This is a genomic window from Haloarcula sp. K1 (assembly GCF_001647155.1).
Classification (GTDB): Archaea; Halobacteriota; Halobacteria; order Halobacteriales; family Haloarculaceae; genus Haloarcula; species Haloarcula hispanica.
In genome coordinates this window covers 19,765-36,277 of the sequence record NZ_LRHL01000044.1, presented here as the reverse complement: position 1 = coordinate 36,277, position 16,513 = coordinate 19,765, and the positions used below count along the sequence as shown (strand labels likewise).

General features: G+C 53.1%; 15 protein-coding genes and 1 pseudogene. 12 read left to right on the top strand and 4 right to left on the bottom strand.

Annotated elements, in window-relative coordinates:
• The first annotated feature begins 391 nt into the window (after positions 1-391).
• From AV929_RS18515 to AV929_RS18490, 6 genes and pseudogenes are all read left to right on the top strand, one after another.
• Positions 392-1,354: an ArdC-like ssDNA-binding domain-containing protein gene (locus AV929_RS18515; protein ID WP_014030653.1), complete on the top strand. Its 963-nt coding sequence runs from the start codon at positions 392-394 to the stop codon at positions 1,352-1,354.
• A 212-nt stretch (positions 1,355-1,566) separates the two neighbouring features.
• Positions 1,567-2,253 (top strand): hypothetical protein, encoded by a 687-nt coding sequence (locus AV929_RS18510; protein WP_064288961.1) that lies wholly within the window; start codon positions 1,567-1,569, stop codon positions 2,251-2,253.
• Between the two features lie 53 nt (positions 2,254-2,306).
• Positions 2,307-3,207, top strand: a pseudogene (locus AV929_RS18505) (transcription initiation factor IIB family protein).
• 235 nt (positions 3,208-3,442) lie between these two features.
• The gene (locus AV929_RS22690; protein WP_230458910.1) at positions 3,443-3,676 is read left to right on the top strand and encodes a hypothetical protein; all 234 of its coding nucleotides are present in this window, start codon (positions 3,443-3,445) and stop codon (positions 3,674-3,676) included.
• A gap of 85 nt (positions 3,677-3,761) precedes the next feature.
• Positions 3,762-4,058, top strand: coding sequence for a ribbon-helix-helix domain-containing protein (locus AV929_RS18495; RefSeq protein WP_014030670.1), 297 nt, complete (start codon positions 3,762-3,764; stop codon positions 4,056-4,058).
• A complete protein-coding gene (locus AV929_RS18490; protein ID WP_004966184.1) occupies positions 4,048-4,335 on the top strand; it encodes a type II toxin-antitoxin system RelE/ParE family toxin in 288 nt (95 codons plus the stop codon). The genes AV929_RS18495 and AV929_RS18490 overlap by 11 nt, the downstream gene beginning before the upstream one ends.
• A 647-nt stretch (positions 4,336-4,982) precedes the next feature.
• On the opposite strand, the gene AV929_RS21530 is transcribed toward AV929_RS18490, so the two are convergent.
• Positions 4,983-5,303 (bottom strand): hypothetical protein, encoded by a 321-nt coding sequence (locus tag AV929_RS21530; protein ID WP_014030671.1) that lies wholly within the window; start codon positions 5,301-5,303, stop codon positions 4,983-4,985.
• A gap of 826 nt (positions 5,304-6,129) precedes the next feature.
• On the opposite strand from AV929_RS21530, the gene AV929_RS22015 reads away from it, so the two are divergent.
• The 4 genes from AV929_RS22015 (at position 6,130) to AV929_RS18460 (ending at position 10,421) form a co-directional block, all read left to right on the top strand.
• Entirely contained in the window at positions 6,130-6,300 is a 171-nt protein-coding gene (locus AV929_RS22015) for a hypothetical protein (protein ID WP_155120770.1), read from the top strand.
• A 97-nt stretch (positions 6,301-6,397) separates the two neighbouring features.
• Positions 6,398-6,871, top strand: a complete 474-nt coding sequence (locus tag AV929_RS18470) for a PrgI family protein (RefSeq protein ID WP_064288958.1) — start codon at positions 6,398-6,400, stop codon at positions 6,869-6,871.
• 27 nt (positions 6,872-6,898) lie between these two features.
• Positions 6,899-8,020 (top strand): hypothetical protein, encoded by a 1,122-nt coding sequence (locus AV929_RS18465; protein WP_064288957.1) that lies wholly within the window; start codon positions 6,899-6,901, stop codon positions 8,018-8,020.
• A 7-nt stretch (positions 8,021-8,027) separates the two neighbouring features.
• The gene (locus AV929_RS18460) at positions 8,028-10,421 is read left to right on the top strand and encodes a VirB4 family type IV secretion system protein (protein WP_014030626.1); all 2,394 of its coding nucleotides are present in this window, start codon (positions 8,028-8,030) and stop codon (positions 10,419-10,421) included.
• A 582-nt stretch (positions 10,422-11,003) separates the two neighbouring features.
• Here the strand turns inward: AV929_RS18460 and AV929_RS22010 are convergent.
• The 3 genes from AV929_RS22010 to AV929_RS21525 all read right to left on the bottom strand — a co-directional run bounded on the left by AV929_RS22010 (position 11,004) and on the right by AV929_RS21525 (position 13,987).
• Positions 11,004-12,392 carry a hypothetical protein gene (locus AV929_RS22010; RefSeq protein ID WP_155120769.1) on the bottom strand — a complete coding sequence of 463 codons (1,389 nt, stop codon included), beginning with the start codon at positions 12,390-12,392 and terminating at the stop codon, positions 11,004-11,006.
• A gap of 438 nt (positions 12,393-12,830) precedes the next feature.
• Complete coding sequence (locus AV929_RS18445) at positions 12,831-13,178, bottom strand: hypothetical protein (RefSeq protein WP_023842890.1); 348 nt, start codon at positions 13,176-13,178, stop codon at positions 12,831-12,833.
• Between the two features lie 80 nt (positions 13,179-13,258).
• Entirely contained in the window at positions 13,259-13,987 is a 729-nt protein-coding gene (locus AV929_RS21525) for a S16 family serine protease (RefSeq protein ID WP_014030623.1), read from the bottom strand.
• Positions 13,988-14,082: 95 nt separating this feature from the next.
• Between AV929_RS21525 and AV929_RS18440 the strand changes: the two genes are divergently transcribed.
• Positions 14,083-15,081 (top strand): hypothetical protein, encoded by a 999-nt coding sequence (locus AV929_RS18440; protein ID WP_064288956.1) that lies wholly within the window; start codon positions 14,083-14,085, stop codon positions 15,079-15,081.
• Between the two features lie 52 nt (positions 15,082-15,133).
• Entirely contained in the window at positions 15,134-16,510 is a 1,377-nt protein-coding gene (locus AV929_RS18435; protein ID WP_064288955.1) for a hypothetical protein, read from the top strand.
• The last annotated feature ends 3 nt before the right edge of the window (positions 16,511-16,513 follow it).

Sequence of the window (16,513 nt, the reverse complement as noted above, 5' to 3'; positions counted from 1 at the left end):
GCCAACAGAACGAGCTACAAGACTATCTATTTGCGTTAACTACTCTCGGAAAGAATCAATTGTCACAAACACACATATAGCACACGTAAAGGACTTGTCTGCAGAGATATATATCAGATAGCAATGAGTGAAACCACTAGCAATCAATTCTTTCGGAGCCGATTCGGGCTAGGAGCTGAGTGCGTAGTTATTGGGATCCTAGCGTTTCTCTGCGTCACGGTCGTCCTCTTAGTAGACGAGATCTCATTGCAGTTCAGCCTTCTTGCAGGTACTGCATTGGAAATCTTCACTACTGTTTTACGCTATTTAGTCCAGCGTTGAAGGANNGAATTTTCTGTCCCCCAGTGGAGGTGCGGGGGCGTGCCCGAGAGCGCGTCCCGAAGACAGATCAATGTCAACGATACAGTCAGACACTCCAGAGCAGTCGTCCAGCCAGCAGACCACTTGCACCTTCGACAATTCGGACTCCCGGGACGAGGAGATGCGCGACCAACTCGATGCGTGGGTCGAAGACCTTGCCGACCTCACCGACGAAGCGCAGGCCAGCGAGCAGTTCCAGCAGTGGCTTGACGTCCAATCGAAGTTCCACGATTACTCGGCTCGGAACACGCTACTCATCAAGCTCCAGTGTCCCGAAGCAACCCGAGTTGCGGGGTACAATACGTGGCAAGACGAGTTCGACCGGTACGTTCAGCAAGGCGAGGACGCGATCTGGATCTGGGCTCCGATCATCACGAAGAAGTGCCCCGAATGCGGCAATTCGCCGTCGTATCACGAGAACACTGATTGCGAGTACGATGAGACAGAGCCCGAACAATGGCGTCGGGGACTGGTCGGGTTCCGACCAACGTCGGTGTTCGATATCTCCCAAACTGAGGGCGAACCGCTTCCCGAACTGGAGACAGAAGCTCACGGCGACCCGGATGGACTTGTCGAGGACCTCTTGGACGCGACCGACGAGATCGGCGTCGACGCGAGAATTGTCGCTCCCGAAGAGTGGGAGCATGGGTCTGCACGGGGTGTCTGCGAGCGTCGGAACGTCATGACAACGAATCCGATGGTCGAAGCGGTCGACCGAGACAATCGGGCCGCCCTCGCGAGTACACTGATTCACGAGTTCGCCCATGCGGATCTTCACTTCAATGTCGAGGATGAGGCGGAGCGGTCGAAACGCGAGGTCGAAGCCGAGGCAGTCGCCTACGTGGTCAGTCGTCACTTCGGGCTGGACCCCGACAACTCGGCGTTCTACCTCGCGGCGTGGGACGGCGACGCACCAGAGACGCTTCGGGACCGGCTGGACCGAATCTCATCGACTGCGGCGGATCTGATCGACGCCGTCGAAGGTGCCAGCTGAGAAGGAGCGGTGTCCTTCCAGACGTGCCTGAGAGCCGTTTTTTGACGCTGCGAATATTGGCATTTCGCAAACAGCTAGCTGGTCGCTGTCTCCCCTGTACTGACCACTCCTGTCTGGGAATAGAATTACGCTTGCACAGACTCTAGTCGCCGAATTTTCTGTGCCCCAGCGGGGTGAGGGGCGTCCCAGAGAGGGCGTGCCGCCTGTCATTCATGGCTACCACAGAATCCCGTAGCGACGCCAGCAGCATCGACGAGAGCGAACTGGAGGAGGCTGACCCGAACAACCGGACCGTTCGGGCACTGACCGAAGTGATGACCGTGTTGGACTCGATTGGTCGGGCACGAAACGCCGCCGACCTCTTCCTGGTCAACTCTGGCTCCGGCTCAGAGTACCTTGTCGACACTCGAACAGGGAGTTGTGAGTGCAAGTGGAAGCAGTTCAACCCCGACAAGGAGTGCAAGCACCAGAAGCGAGTCGCCTTCGCGACCGGCGAGCGACCTATCCCGCAGTGGGTAGATGACGACGCTCTCGATGACCAGTTCGGATTGCACGTCGACGGCGAACCCCGCAAGGCAGTCGCTGACGGCGGAGTCATGCAGGTCCGGTTCGACGACGGCGGTGTCACAGACCCCAACGAGGACCCCTTGGCTGTCACCTCCGAGGACGAGCCACGAACGAAACGAGCGAAGCAGGAAGATATCGACGTTTCCTTCCTCGCAAAGCCCGGTCGCTACGAGGTTCACTCAGCGTCGGATAGCCGGTACGAAGTCGACGTGCTTGAGGAGACGTGCAGTTGTCCCGATGAGGCCGAGCGATGCAAACACCGTCGCCGGGTCGAGATCGAGATTGAAGCCAAGCGAGTCCCCCGCCCGGACGGCAAACTGCCAGACGCCTAACGGGCTCCGCAGCGTGTTTTCTGACCCTCCAATCGGATGAGAGGTGTATCTTAATGTCTTCACAAACCGTCCAGACGGCGTTGTCTACAGCTACGCCGGGGGTGTCCCGAGTGTGGCGGCACGCTCGACAGCAGCGGGCGAGAAACGCACTGTAAGAACTGTGGCCTGGTGACCGACCAAGACCAGATTGACCGCAGGCCAGCGTGGCGGACGTACGACAAGGAGGAACAGCAGCGGACGGGCGCACCTCGGACGGCCACTCGCCACGACCGAGGCCTGTCGACGAACATCGGGAGCGTCGAGAGTGCAGACATCTCTCCGAGACGGCGTCGACGGCTTGCTCGCCAGCGACAACTCCATGGCCGGTCGAAGTTCACGAGTAAGCGCGACCGGAATCTTGCTCACGGGCTTGGCGAAATCCGACGCATCGCGAGTGCGCTATCTGAGAGCAACGCGGTGAAAGAGCAGGCATCAACGCTCTTCAAGAAGGCCCAAGACAAGGACCTCCTGATCGGACGGTCGATTGAGGGCGGTGCAGCGGCCGCTGTGTACGCCGCCTGCCGGTGCAATGGCCTCGTGACGATGGAGACGGTAGCCGACGTTTCCCGGTGTTCTGCATCGCATATCTGGAACTGCTACCGGACGTTCTTGGTGGAACTCAATCTCCCGATTCCGGTGTCGCTCCCGGTGGACTGGGTGGCGCGGATTTGTTCGGACCTTCCATTCAACGTTTCCCCGGAGATTCGCCAGCGGGCGCTCGAACTCGCAGAGCAGGCAACTGAGTCCACCGAGATCAACGGGCGACCAGACGGTGTCGCAGCCGGCGCTCTGTACCTCGCCGGGAAAGCGTCAGACATCCGGCTCACACAAGCGACGATCTGCGAGCCACTGGATGTGCATATTACGACGGCCCGCCAGTGGTTCCAAGAGATCGAGGAGTATATCGTTGCGTGAGCGCTCGCGACCGTTGTTTTGCGTGCCCCGGCGAGGATGCAGGGCGAGCCAGCAAGCACGTCCTGAGAGAGACATATGTCAGTTACTGATACTCCAGAATCGGCGGCACAGCACGACTCTTCGAGTGTTTTTGCGTCGGTCCCAGCGCCACGGTCGCCAACGAAAGTCGCATCGTTTGTCGAACGAGTCCTTGTCGAACTTCGCCATTCGCCACGAAGCGGTGGCTGCTCGGTACGTGACTGATCTAGACCAAGCCGGAGCGAAGACGATCTGGTGTCGGGTCGAGCACACGCCGTTGGACGTCGACGCAGAGTACGTCCAGATTCGAGACGATCCGCGGTTAGGAGTTGATATCGAGCCGTGTTCGCAGACAACGGTTCGAGAACGACTGTGCCAGTGTCTTGACCACGACCGGACTGGACGCGTCGACGTTTGGCCGTTGGCCGGCGTCTCGATGTGCGACGGCTGATGAGGCGATACCACTACTCGACAGAGCAGCTGTACGTCTCAGAATAGGTGAAGAATTATACTACACGAGCGTATAGCATTTGTATATGTCTGATGCAGACAGCGATACTGGAAACGGTGGTCCAGAGATGGTACAAATAAACCTCCGATTGAGCAAATCGTTTCTCGAAGACATCGATGCAACGTGGCAGGAGGAGGGATTCAATTCACGGAGTGAGTTCCTTCGCCACATCGCTCGGGATGCAGTGAAGCACCCTGCATTTAGTCGGAGTGGGTGGAAACAGATTGCCGCGAGCGAGCACGATCTTCGGTCGGGTAGTGCTGAACTGGTTTCGCGTGAGGAAGTCCGTGCAATGATGGATCAAGACGGTAATGACGAGTGACGCTGAGTGGACGTGGAAGTTCACTGAGCGTGCGACTGAGCAGTTTGGTGATCTCGATACGCACGTTCAGGATCGAATCGTTTCGAAACTAGACGAAGTTGTCGACTCAACATGGCGCGAGCCCAAGGACTTCCTAGAACCACTGACTGGCGGGCCGTTCTGGAAACTCCGAGTTGGAACGTACCGCCTTGCATGTGTGCTTGCACATGATGCCTCAGTGCTTGAAATCCACAGAATCGAACACCGGAGCGGTGCTTACACGGCTGACGACGACTGACTGTCGCTCGTTCGTTCTGGCAGGTCGAGATGGCCGAGGGCAGCGTGCTGGCGGAGTACACAGAGATGTGGTCGGACATAGCGATCCCAATGCGTGGGATTCCACGGAGTACTGAATGACCGCACTGTTGCGACCGTTAGTCTCGGTGAATGGCCTGAGTGGCATGTGGGCCATCGACTGTCGTGATAGCTCACACAGCCACGGCCCGTACAAAGCATTCGAACTGTTTCATGAAAACCAAACAAGAACCTCAGCAGTTCGGAAGGTCGCCACACTTGGCCGCACAACTGGATGGTAATAAAGTTAGAGACTTCAAGAAGGTCATATCGGGAGTCGAGAATGTCTAAATACCCCGGTATGTGACGAACGCAGATATAATTCCTACTGTCAAAGATAGAACCAAACCAGATATACCCTTGATGAACATGTCCAATATGAGGGTAGCGGCAACCGTAACAAACGCCCATACCACAAGCGCCAACTTGATACGTAGATATTCGCCTCCTAGCTTATCGAAACTGTTGGTCATGTTCATGTTATTTTCTCTAGGTATTAAAGCATAACTCATCATGCACTAATTTTGCCTCAGTCTCAATTCCACTGAAACGACTGAACCACCTGATTTCCCACACATCAGATGCCTATCTTCATCTCCTAATACAGAGATGCGGGCAGACGGTCGTCGCCTGGAAGACCTCGCAACTGCACCAGCCGGCGTGGATCCCGTTGGGATGCTCGACCAGCGAGCAGTTCGCAGGACAGTCGCCGTCGACGGAGACGAGAAACAGGTCCGGGCGGCCGCCCTTTGTTACGTCGACACTGGCATCGAGAGCGGCGTTCCACGTTGCTGACCGACGCTGTCGGATCTGCTGGAAGTCAAGATCACGGGTCCCGCTGGGCTGGCGGGATATCCACTGGTTTGGTGGCGAACACTCGCTAGTCGTAGTGGGGGACTCGGCTGTTTTCATGGTGAGTCCTCGTACTAATACATACGCTCATGCGTAGCACATTGTTGATGTAGAGGTGTCTTGCGATNNCTTCGGGATAACTGTATCAACAATCTCCTACGGAAGAGCGTTCGAACATACATTGAATTGAATAACAACCACCCTCGGGCGGTACTGGAAATGAATGGATGGGCCGCCATCGAACTGGACGCTAACGAAGCCGATTGCACGTATCTGGTACGCCTGTGACGGTGGGTTAGGGTGGCCGGGAGTCTCGCGCGGCCACGGGCCACTTGGGCGATCACCGACGACAGCAAGCGACAGGCGTGCGAGCAGGCAATTGCTGAACAGGGCTACGACGTCATGGTGTGGGATCGGCGGCTGGCGTTACCCTTCGATGCGACTGAGCGGTTTCTGGCGTGGCTTGGCGACCCGAGGCCCGCGAGTGCGTACAAGTGGGCACTTGAGCGTGACGAGTACAAGCGGCGGCGTGGGGGGGGGTGTAGGGCGGGCTGCGGTCAGTAATTTTAGGGGGTGACCGAAACCGAGCGTATTGTGCTCATGGGTAGACCAGCGAAGAGTTACCCCACGCTATTCGTGAAGTCGTCCCGGAGAAAGTACCCGACTAGGGCGGTGTATACGACCCCGAAGAAGACGCAGGGTGGACCAGTATCAGAGGGCTGACACTCGTTTTTCCTGCAGCCCTCGTACCCTCCTCATCGCACCGGGTACCCGGTGTGATCGGCGTGAAACAAATTACCCCGAAATCCGGAATAACTGCTAAACAACGCCTCTCGGTCAGGCGACACCCTCGTATCACCGATTCGGGGAGAGACGATAACCGACGATGTGTGAGCGGGCGCTCGTCGAGCGAGGCTATGCGGTCACGATTCGGGATTGGCAGTTGACGGTACCCGTCGAAGCAACAGAGCGGGTTCTGGGGTGGCGTGATGGGCCGACGCCCGGTGGTGTGTACAATGGGCGATGGAGCGTGAAGAGTACGATGGCAGCGGGGTAGTGCCCTCCACCGAGTTAGTGAGTGATCCTACGGGGTGAAAGAAGATAAATTTGAACGAGAAAATTTATTAATTTAGGGAATATCTAAAGAAGTATAGATGAAAGCGGTACCGATTCCGGGAGAGATACTCCGGACAGACGTTTTCATGGGACTGACATTTGATGAGTTAGTCATACTTGGCTCAGTACCGCTTGTAATGGTATTTCCCAGCCTGTTCATAGACCAAATTCCACTGGTGGCTACTCTGGCGTTGATTGGGGTGTCGCTTCTTGGTGTGATCGCAGTCGTAATCAGAACACCTGAGGGCCAGAAACCACTTGAATGGGCTCCTGCGGCAATTAAGCGACGACTTACACCAAACGAGTATTACCTGAAACCGCGAACGCGTGAACGCGATTCTGTGCCAATCAAGAATCGCGTTCACACAGCGGCGCAAATTCAGTCAGAAACGTGTGAGGAGGATTTTGAATGGGATACATCCGTGTCTGACAGGCTCTCCACTCCCTACCAGAATGAGTCGAGTCACACTGGCAATGAGAGCAACTCGGATAGGGACAGCAGGCAGGCATAATTAGCGGCGACAAGACACAATAACACTATGACACCTAATGAATCAGGTTCCGGAATTGCAGGGGGCGAAGAAACGGCGACTGAGAAATCAGAAGAACGCGGCAGGGACGAGGCAGCTATGAACAATGACACAGAAGTACAGGAGGCAGTATCTGAAAAAACCGGATCCGGTTTCGACGGAATATCGGCGACCACCGACAGTCAGTCTCATCACGAGTCAGGTCGGGCAGATTCACCAGCCAGAGGCTCAAAGGAGAATCTGACTGAGACCGACAGTTCTGGGGCAGTCGGGGTTGCAGATTCTGTGACAGAAACGAGTGTAATTGCACCACCCCAGCAGACCGATTCGACAGAGCAAGGAGCGTTAGCGATACCAAACTACGCGCAGGATTTGATTGATTTCGAGTTTGTACTCGAATCTAAAGACGACTACCTCCCAACTGGAGTCAATGGTGCCGGGATGATTGTCAAGGATGAGGATGAGTACGTCGGCATTACTGAGGTTCAACCTCGTTCGTGGTCAATACATACGGAAGAAAAGAAGTCCGAAATTATCGAGGCATTCAAATCGAGTTTCCTTGCAACACTCGATTTCCCGATACAGATAGTTGCCTATCCAACAAAGTTCGATATTTCCGATCACGTTGACCGGCTCAATGATGTCATCTCTGAGGACCGGAATCGATCAACTGATAGCAAACTGGTAAATTTGGGTCGTCAGCTGTATCCGAATTGGCTTGAGCGTTTTATCCTCGATAACGATATGAAACAGCGACGATTCTACATCGTGATTCCAATATCGGCCGAACAAATAAATCAATTCCAGAATGTTGACTCTGGATTACTGGATACGGCCGCTGAAAAGTTCGGTCCATTGGCACCAATCGCCGACTTCTTCGGCAGTTCAGACAACAGAAATATCAGTAAGCAACAATGCCTTCGGGAGCTTGATACGCGTCTAAGTAGAGTTGAGCGAGCGCTCCAGCGGTTCGATGTACAGACTGAGCGTCTAGATGACCGTGACCAAGTCATGAGCGTGCTATACCACTATTACAACAACGAACAACCCCTTAATGACGTATTCCTGAATGGTCCGTATTCTGTTGAGTCTGGGGACGAGCAGACACTGACTGCCTACATGGAGGACTGAATTTCCTATGCAACACCTGATAATGTTCCAGACTGGCGGCATCGCGTCAATGACGAAATCCGTGTATGCACTGTTCGGGTTCGAGTGGGTGGTCAACACGTATGGCGTCTGGCCATCTTTCGGATTGCTGTTTGGCGGGGCTATGATACTTGGGGCAGCTGGAATCGCTATTTCAGAGGTTCTATCTCAGGATGGAAGACAGTCGGCAACAGCAGGCACCACGCTTTCCTCAATGCTGGGTTCCAACGGCTCCAAGACCTCAGTCGATACTGCCGACGACGACGTAGTGACTGAGGCCGCACGCCGGCTACAACAGTCAGACGAAACGATTACTCAAGAAAAGCTGTCACATTATATTGAAAATGTCAAACGAGATCAAAACAGCGATCAAAACGGACGGACGGGGGTAATCAATGATCCTATTGAGCGCTCTGAATCGGCCGGATTGGCTGTGTCTCCTGAGCGAATAATCGAATCAAAGAGTTATATCAAACGGCTCGGAGACCAAGGAGCTGAAAAGTACGCTCGATCACTTATCATCGCTGATTACCCGAGTCGTGTGGCCCCCGGCTGGCTGGATAAGCTGTTCACCAACGGGCTGTCAGTCAATGGAACCGAGCTCCGCTTGTCCTATCACATTTTTCCCCGCGACTCTGACAAGATGCAACAGAAACTCAATGTTCGGGCAACGCGGCTTACCTCGCAGATCCGGCGGAAGAAGAGCGACGGGAAGCTCAACACCATCGAAGAAGAGAACCAGTTGCAACACGTTGAACGTCTCCGAGAGGGGCTAACAGAGGGGTCAACGAAGCTATTCGACTTCGGGGTGTATTTCGAGATTCTAGCTGACGACGAGGATACCCTCAAGGAAGGCACGCAGGAACTCAAGCAGATTCTTTCACAAGTGAACGCAAAGGTGACAACACTCTACGACCGGCAGCTTCAGGCACAACAGTCGATGGCACCATTAGCAAATGATCAGATCCGGAACACGCAGATCATGGATCTTGATGCATTGGGTACTGCGTTCCCGTTCACTGATAGGTCAGTCGTGGAATCGACCGGTGTTCTGATGGGATTCCATATGTCAACAAACGCTCCTATTGTTGTAGACCGGTTCGAACAGTCGGGGCATAATATGTTAATATCTGGGAAAATTGGATCCGGAAAGTCATATCTGGCCAAGCTTACTCTCTGGCGGCGCCTGATGATGGATCCGGAGACAGAAGTCCTGATTATTGACCCCGTCGGTGGTTTCAGTGATGTTGTCGAAGCTGTGGACGGGCAGCGCGTGACCATCGACGGGCGGTCACGAATCAACCCTCTCGATATCAAACAGGTCGATAATATTGATGACGTTGAAGGGGACCCATACGACGACAAAATCCGGAGTGTAATGGGATTGTTCGAGTCACACTTCCAGGGAAAACGAGAGCTCAGTAAAGAGGAAGAGGGCGTGCTCCGCCGTGCAATCCGCTACGCATACCTTGAGCGAGGGATTACCAAAGACGTTAGTACGCACAACCAGCAAAGCCCTGTAATTCAGGACGTGTTAGACGTTCTTGCACGAATGGCGAATGGTTCACCACCCGGTGAGTTCCTCAACGTGCCAGAAACCGTTCAGTCAGAGATCACGACAATCAATACCGAAACCAGTATCGAGGACCGCGAACAAGCTGAACGGCTCGCAGACTATGCTCAAAGTGTTCTCCTTGGATTGGAGGAGTTTAAAAAGGGAGGACAGCGGGCAAATCTCAATGGAGACACAAACGTTCATCTGCAGGACCGGGTTGTTCAGTTTGACCTTTCGAGTGTTGCTGATGGGTCAAACGAAGGGCTGATTATGCATATCGTTCTCGACTGGCTCTTCCAGCGGGCAAAGGCCAATACTGGAAAGATGGTCGTGATGATCGACGAGGCGCACTATATGCTCGGTCACGAACAGGCGCTGGACATGCTGAACCTGTTTTCTCGGCACAGTCGCCATTACGGAAGTGGTCTGACGCTTATCAGTCAAACTGTCGACGAGTTCATGACTGATCCGAAGGCCAAAGAGATCTACGACCAGTGTGACATTCGAGCACTGATGCGACACCAAGACATCGGCGAGGAGGCCATTGATGCCCTTGACTTGACACCGCGCGAACGGGACTTCGTGCTGCAAGCTCAAGCCGGGAACTCGGCGGACTACTCTGAGTCGCTTCTTTCCGTGTCTGATGCCGGGAAAATGCGAATGCGGGTGATGTCGAATGACTTCGAGCACCACGTCATAGATGGTGATATGAACGTGTGGGCTTTCTTGTACGATAACGATCTTATTGACTGGGGAGATATTCCGGACCACGAAGAGCAGGCAGTCGAGCAGATTCTCAATATGAACGCTTCCAGCGCTCTCTCCTGACAATAATAGCGATGGCCCCTCGTCGATATACAGGCTTGGAACGGAGTAATTCCGAGAGTTCAAGCAACGCTTATCACATTCATTCTTTCACCGGTGACTCCTTCTTATAGCGGATGGCAGCCAGCACATACCCACGGAGGCATTGTCTGGCCCCGATAGTCCAGTGGTATGGTCTTCGTTGGTGGCGACCCTTTCTCGGTGAAAGTGTGATATCTCCGACGAAGTATTGTTGTCCCCCGACTGCCTATACAGTAGCGCTCTTCAGCAAACTCCGAGTTTGTCAGTTTGTTTCACGCGTATATCGAATGATAGCTTCTTCAGCAGATCCCACTGCTGTATTGAAGCGCCCTCTGAGCTAGGGTGGAATGATACCAGATTTGAAGCAACAAGCCTCAGCCGCTCACACGGCGATCTGAGCAGTTCTTTCCGAGCCAAGCGCCACTATCCACTGGAGCAGATCTCACCGAACACCGTATAATTGTCTGTACAGTCTGTACGGCGCATGAACTGACAGTAAATGAATATACACGCAACCCCTCTTTCAGTCGTGTGCGAACTGAACGAGTAATGATCTGAGACGACTCACTCGAAGAAGCCAAAGTGACGGATGTAACCGTACAAGAACAAAAGCGGTGTTATCAATGCTAGTGTTAGTACAAGTGAATGGAGGCGAGATAATAAGATAACGTCCGGGATGAATGTCCGCTCTGCTGATGACTTGTCATAGAATGCCCCGTTTGAGATTGATTGAAAGTCGTCGTGGTCTACAGTGGCCTGAACATAGGCGTTTACACGGGTGGCCTCCACATTTCCGTTTGCATCTGTTACAGCATTACCTGAGGCAGTAGGTGACTTCGGGACTGCCCCTTGAAGATTCATTTTACGGCCTGAAATAGGCTGGCCTGTCTTTGGGTCCTCAACATGTATCTGCAACGAATCCCCGGAGTTGACTTGTCGTATAGTCACACTGGGTTTGCGCCGCTCCACTCGCGTATCAACATCGACAGGTACCGGTTGTCCATGGATCGTGACTAGGTCTGTCACAGGCTGTTTCGCATCGGTGATAACAATGCGTTCGTATGCAACTGGCTGTCTTGGCGTAATTTTCACGTTAGCGTGGAGCGATTGTGAAACGTCGACATTGTACCCCTGATGTCCGATAACCTGAGTCTTATCCGAGCTAGATCCCACTGCTGTCACTGTCGGTTTTCTGTCCATCCCAACCAGCCGCGTCTGTGGAACGTGCGGCGGACTCGGGTCAGTCGAAACGTCACCATCTGGTTCATATAACGTCACTGAATCATACTGTCGTGTTGAATACGTCCGCCACGTACCATCTACTGAATGGTCGGAACCCATCGCCAGATAGCTCCAGAGCTTCCGGTCTTCGAGTTTCGATTGAGATACAGTTCGTCCGTTCCGTGGTCCTTGTATCTCAAGAATAAGATGCTTCGTATTACCTTCGGTTTCAACAACGGTCTGTTCCACATCAATATCTCCCGCGTCTGTCACAACCACTTCTTGACTATCACTAACCTGGATGCGATCAAACCGGTACCTATCATCAACCCTCTGTGATTGGTCCCAGCTTCCGTCAGATGGACCACCGCCATATCTACCGTGTGGGTCCCAGTCGTATTTTTCTGTTATGCGCTCAACTCTGACTGTGATTTCGGCATGAACAGTGAGTTGCTGGGGCGAGTTCGACGAGAGTCTGCTGTAAGAAATCGTATCTCCCCCAGAGATACGCTTACCATCGACAGTGACCCAGCGATCCATCTTCGTGTGCAGTTCATACTTCTTGCACGTCTGGGAGCCATCGAGGTAGACTTCCTCGTCTCTCCCGTCTTTGTCAACATCCCAGTCAGCAGTATCGTAACTTTTGCCCGAACACCAGTCGTCTTTCGGAATGTCTTCTGGGACGCGATAATCCGCGTGGTTTAGGACTGTGCCGTCGGCGCCAATGAACATCGGTGACGAGCCAGAACTGAACTGAGGTTGTGCCCCACCGTAGATCCCAAGTAGGGTTACGTGTGCATTTTTTATCAGTGCAGTGTTTCGTTGATCCGATTGTGGCATGGTCCGTGAGTGACGCACGTTGGTGTCTAGTCGAGATAAACTATTACGTTGATACTCATGCAGCTTGGTGTCGCTAATTTCGTACTGTGGCTTACTTGTCCGAAACGTAAGGTCGCCAATCTTCGCAAATGTCTTCCCACCATCACTCAGGTCACCGGACACTGAATCTGGATCTTTATCGATATCCCCAGAGAGAAAAACCCGCTCTTCCGCCCCTGATAGCGACCCCTGTGCAGGTAACGACAGGGCGAAAACCACCAAAAGGATGAGTCCTGTGGTCTGTGCGAATCGATGCATGCTGTTGAAACCGATGTGGCCGCTGTTTCACACCTAAATGAGGGCGTTCAACAACTGCACCGCCGTCACCACAGCGGTGGCCCCAGCGACGCCAATGAAGGAGTTGCGGATTCGCTTCCGGCCCTTGTCGCTCTGTTCACTGTCAGTCCCAGCTGTCATGTACTGGAACACACCGAAAGCGCCGTTCGGAATTGCCACCGCACTGATGACAATCGCGAGGAAATCGCCGACCTGATTCATCTGATCTTTGAGTTGTTGTTGCTGTGCGGGCTGTGCTGCGGCGGGACTTGCGAAGACGGTAAGAAGCACGAAGGTCAGAACCATGACCTTGCATATTTGTTTCATGTCAATCCTCTCTATTCCAGCTCTCCACTGTGCCATATTATCCAGATAGATCTACTATAAAATAAGTCTAATGATTTCTTAGACTATTAAGTATTTATTAACATATATTAGAAGTCTTAGTTTAATTTTGCCGTCTCAGTCGGGCATTCGGCAGTACGTTCCAGAGTATAGTTGGCCGCTTCACCAAAGGTGGCAACCTCGACGACTCTAATGCCTTCTACATTTACCGCTTGCCCCTGCGGAACCGCAAATACAGTAACACCACGTTCTTTTGCTGCAATGGCCTTCTCACGCACGCGTTTTACTTCAACGACTGTTCCAGACCGCGTCAAACCACCAGTCATTGCGACGCTTCTGTTCAATTCAACACAAGGGTTTGTTGCGGCAAATCCAGATGCCAACGAAAGTGCAGCACTCCCACCACCAACAGTATCCCAGCTCTCTGGGGGCTTGATCTGGATGACAATTCCATCATATGGTGGTGGATACTGACTCGCGTTGGCTACTGACCAGGCACGCGCGATGGAGCGTTGAACCGTAGCAGTATGTGCGACCGGCGACACATCGAGATAGATACCGCTTGCTGGGATAGCTTCTATCTCCGCTGGCACGACTGTTGCTTTGCCTTTGCCCGTGTTGTACGCATACAATGATGACGTGGCAGATGTCGCACCGCTGCGTGATTGGTTCGCACCTGCAAAGACGGCTATAGACGCTTGCTCCTGTTCAACAGTCTCAACACGATTTTCAAGCGAACCAGCCCGATTATTGACTGCGCCTGTCCAGCTCAGATTTAGAACGACTATGGCAATCAGCAACAAGATGAGTGTACGCTCCGTATTCACGGGACAGTCCTCTATATCTACGAAGTAATAGCTAGTATATAATAACCTTTAGGTTAGTGGAATAAATATCTAAATACACGAGTAGAATATTTGAAATGCCGTCTGACAGGAGCAAAAAAAGGCCGAAGCCGACAATGAAGCAGGCTGCTGTGACTCATGCAGTGGTGCCTGCAGCGTTGCTCCTTCAAATTGACTTCCCGGGCATCCCCGACCTGTACCAACTATTCAAAAACGGAATCGAATGGTTCCTTACGAACGTCGTTTCGGGGCTTCTAGATGCTCTTTCAGCGATATTTTCTCTCGGTTATGAGATGTTCCTTTTCTACCCGAACCCGGCGGACGTTAGCGTATTGAATACGCTCTGGGAAATCTCATTCAGTGCATATGTAGCAATGGCTGGCCTGTCGTTTCTATACATCCTCTTGATGGCACAGTATTTCGCGGGAACGGATTCGGCTGACCTACAGCTACATCTCGAAAAAGTGACAAAGTACTTTGCAGTGATTTTCATCTCACGCGAGTTAATAGCGTTTTTTGTTGCCTTCACTCACACACTCACCGGGCTGTATTATCAAACATCGTATGATCTCAGTATTGGCGTAACTATTACTCGGGCTATAATAGATGAGGTCGGCCTGTACGTCGGCTACAACTGGGGAGTACTTGCTGTGGGTCTTATGCTCATCGCCGGGCTCGGCCTGATACTGATACTTGTCCTACGTATGTTAATAATCTACGTGACATACGCGTTGCTCCCACTCTTACTCGCATTCAAGCTCGTGAATGTCGGGCCATGGAAGCGTGTCAATGTTATGGGTGAGAAATTCATCAAAGTGAGCGCGAAATTAATGCTGTTTGGAGTATTGGTAACAGCGTTAATCTGGTCAAGTACACTGCTGACTGATTTCAGCACGTACGATAGTGCCTCCAGCGGAACGTTTGCCGGCGGGGCCGCGGTTGATGACTCTCTGCCTGATGGTAGATTTTCGACGCACGGACAACTTGCACAGTATATTCAGGACTTCTTTTTGCTCATCACACCTTTGCTGATGATCGACTTCGTTGGGTTCAAACTAATCATGGATCTGTTATGACGGGACCCTGTCCAGCCGACGCGTATCGACAATTCTGCAACGGAGGGAATCAATGAGTCTCGCGTTTCGGATCCAGTCTGTGCGAGAACACACGCAATTGCCTCTCACTGTCGGCTCCGACGCTACCGGGCGGTCGGTCCCACTCGCTCTCGTCGGTCTCAGGGATCCCTTTCGGGACTTCGCCAATAGCGTATTCGCTGCCGTATTCGATCTCATCGTGAAGTTATTTGCAGATATCATAGATGAGTTCCTCCGCATCAGTCCTGCGCACCTCCAGCAGTTGGAATCCATATATCAGATCAGCGTTACTATACATTTCGCACTGCTTTTAGTGTATGCAGTATCCGTCTTTGGGTCGTTCCAGCTGTTCCCCAGCACAGAGAAGACAGATCCCTATCGGTTCGGTGTTCGCGCTCTCGCCGCAACGACATCCATCTGGATTGTAAATCCACCGGGCGGGGGCGCGAATCTCTTTGGGAAGGGTGCATTTGCGTGGGCCTTCGTGGTCACGAATAATCTCTCCACATGGTATCTCAGTCAAGTTGGTACGTCTATTTCCTTCCAGAGTGGCACAATCGCTGGTGCGCTGAGCGGGCCATTTATGTTGCTTGCAGTAGGCATCCTCATCGGCAAGGTCATACTTCTCGCTGAGATCATTTTGCTGGTCCTGCTCGTGGCACGGCAGGTGTTAGTTCTAGTCACATATGGGTTGTACCCGGTCCTCATCCTGCTCTGGGTTGTCGACCACGGGCCACTGAAATACGGGAATAAGCTCGCATCGAAGATGTTCAAGACTGCAGTAATGCTGTTGGCTGGTGGTGTCCTCATAGCAGCCGTATTTACCGTTGGACTCGGTCTCATCGGTGGCAGTAGTCAGATATTCGCCGGTGGGACGCCACCGACCCACCCAACAGCGCAGGGACCACCAGTCCAGGGCGGTGTGTTCGCTAGCTCAGGTGGTGGTGATGTACTGCTGAATTTCCTCATCAAGGCCGTCATCATCATCGGGATTCTCGTCCTCCCGACCCTGATGCTGACACAGATGTTGGGCGCCGTCGGAACTGCTGTTACAGGCATTGCACAGGCTGGTGCCGCGGTTGCAACAAGTGGTGCAAGTGCTGCCGCATCAGTCGCTGGACAGGGCGGGAAAATGGTGGCAAAGAAAGGTGTCAAGAAGGGCGTCAAAGCGACTGCAAAGAAGAGCATGAAACAGGCCAAAAAGGGCGTCAAAAAGCGTGCGAAAAACGGCTTCAAGCCGGGTGGAAAAGCTGGAAAGTCAGGCACAGGTAGGTCTTCCAGTACGATGTCGCCTAACGCACAATCACTGACGGATGTCTCGACAGCACAATCCGCGCAACAGGCTGAACCGGATGATTCCGAGGCGGATAGTGAAACGGGCTCGCGACCACAGCGAGGGCCGTCCGATTGACCG

Bases quoted from the DNA above. Each gene is read 5' to 3' on its own strand.
- AV929_RS18490 (WP_004966184.1), top strand. From the start codon at position 4,048: ATGACGAGTGACGCTGAGTGGACGTGGAAGTTCACTGAGCGTGCGACT.
- AV929_RS22015 (WP_155120770.1), top strand. From the start codon at position 6,130: ATGTGTGAGCGGGCGCTCGTCGAGCGAGGCTATGCGGTCACGATTCGG.
- AV929_RS18515 (WP_014030653.1), top strand. From the start codon at position 392: ATGTCAACGATACAGTCAGACACTCCAGAGCAGTCGTCCAGCCAGCAG.
- AV929_RS21530 (WP_014030671.1), bottom strand. From the start codon at position 5,303: ATGAAAACAGCCGAGTCCCCCACTACGACTAGCGAGTGTTCGCCACCA.
- AV929_RS18435 (WP_064288955.1), top strand. From the start codon at position 15,134: ATGAGTCTCGCGTTTCGGATCCAGTCTGTGCGAGAACACACGCAATTG.
- AV929_RS18465 (WP_064288957.1), top strand. From the start codon at position 6,899: ATGACACCTAATGAATCAGGTTCCGGAATTGCAGGGGGCGAAGAAACG.
- AV929_RS18495 (WP_014030670.1), top strand. From the start codon at position 3,762: ATGTCTGATGCAGACAGCGATACTGGAAACGGTGGTCCAGAGATGGTA.
- AV929_RS18440 (WP_064288956.1), top strand. From the start codon at position 14,083: ATGCCGTCTGACAGGAGCAAAAAAAGGCCGAAGCCGACAATGAAGCAG.
- AV929_RS18510 (WP_064288961.1), top strand. From the start codon at position 1,567: ATGGCTACCACAGAATCCCGTAGCGACGCCAGCAGCATCGACGAGAGC.
- AV929_RS22010 (WP_155120769.1), bottom strand. From the start codon at position 12,392: ATGTTCATTGGCGCCGACGGCACAGTCCTAAACCACGCGGATTATCGC.
- AV929_RS18460 (WP_014030626.1), top strand. From the start codon at position 8,028: ATGCAACACCTGATAATGTTCCAGACTGGCGGCATCGCGTCAATGACG.
- AV929_RS18470 (WP_064288958.1), top strand. From the start codon at position 6,398: ATGAAAGCGGTACCGATTCCGGGAGAGATACTCCGGACAGACGTTTTC.
- AV929_RS18445 (WP_023842890.1), bottom strand. From the start codon at position 13,178: ATGGCACAGTGGAGAGCTGGAATAGAGAGGATTGACATGAAACAAATA.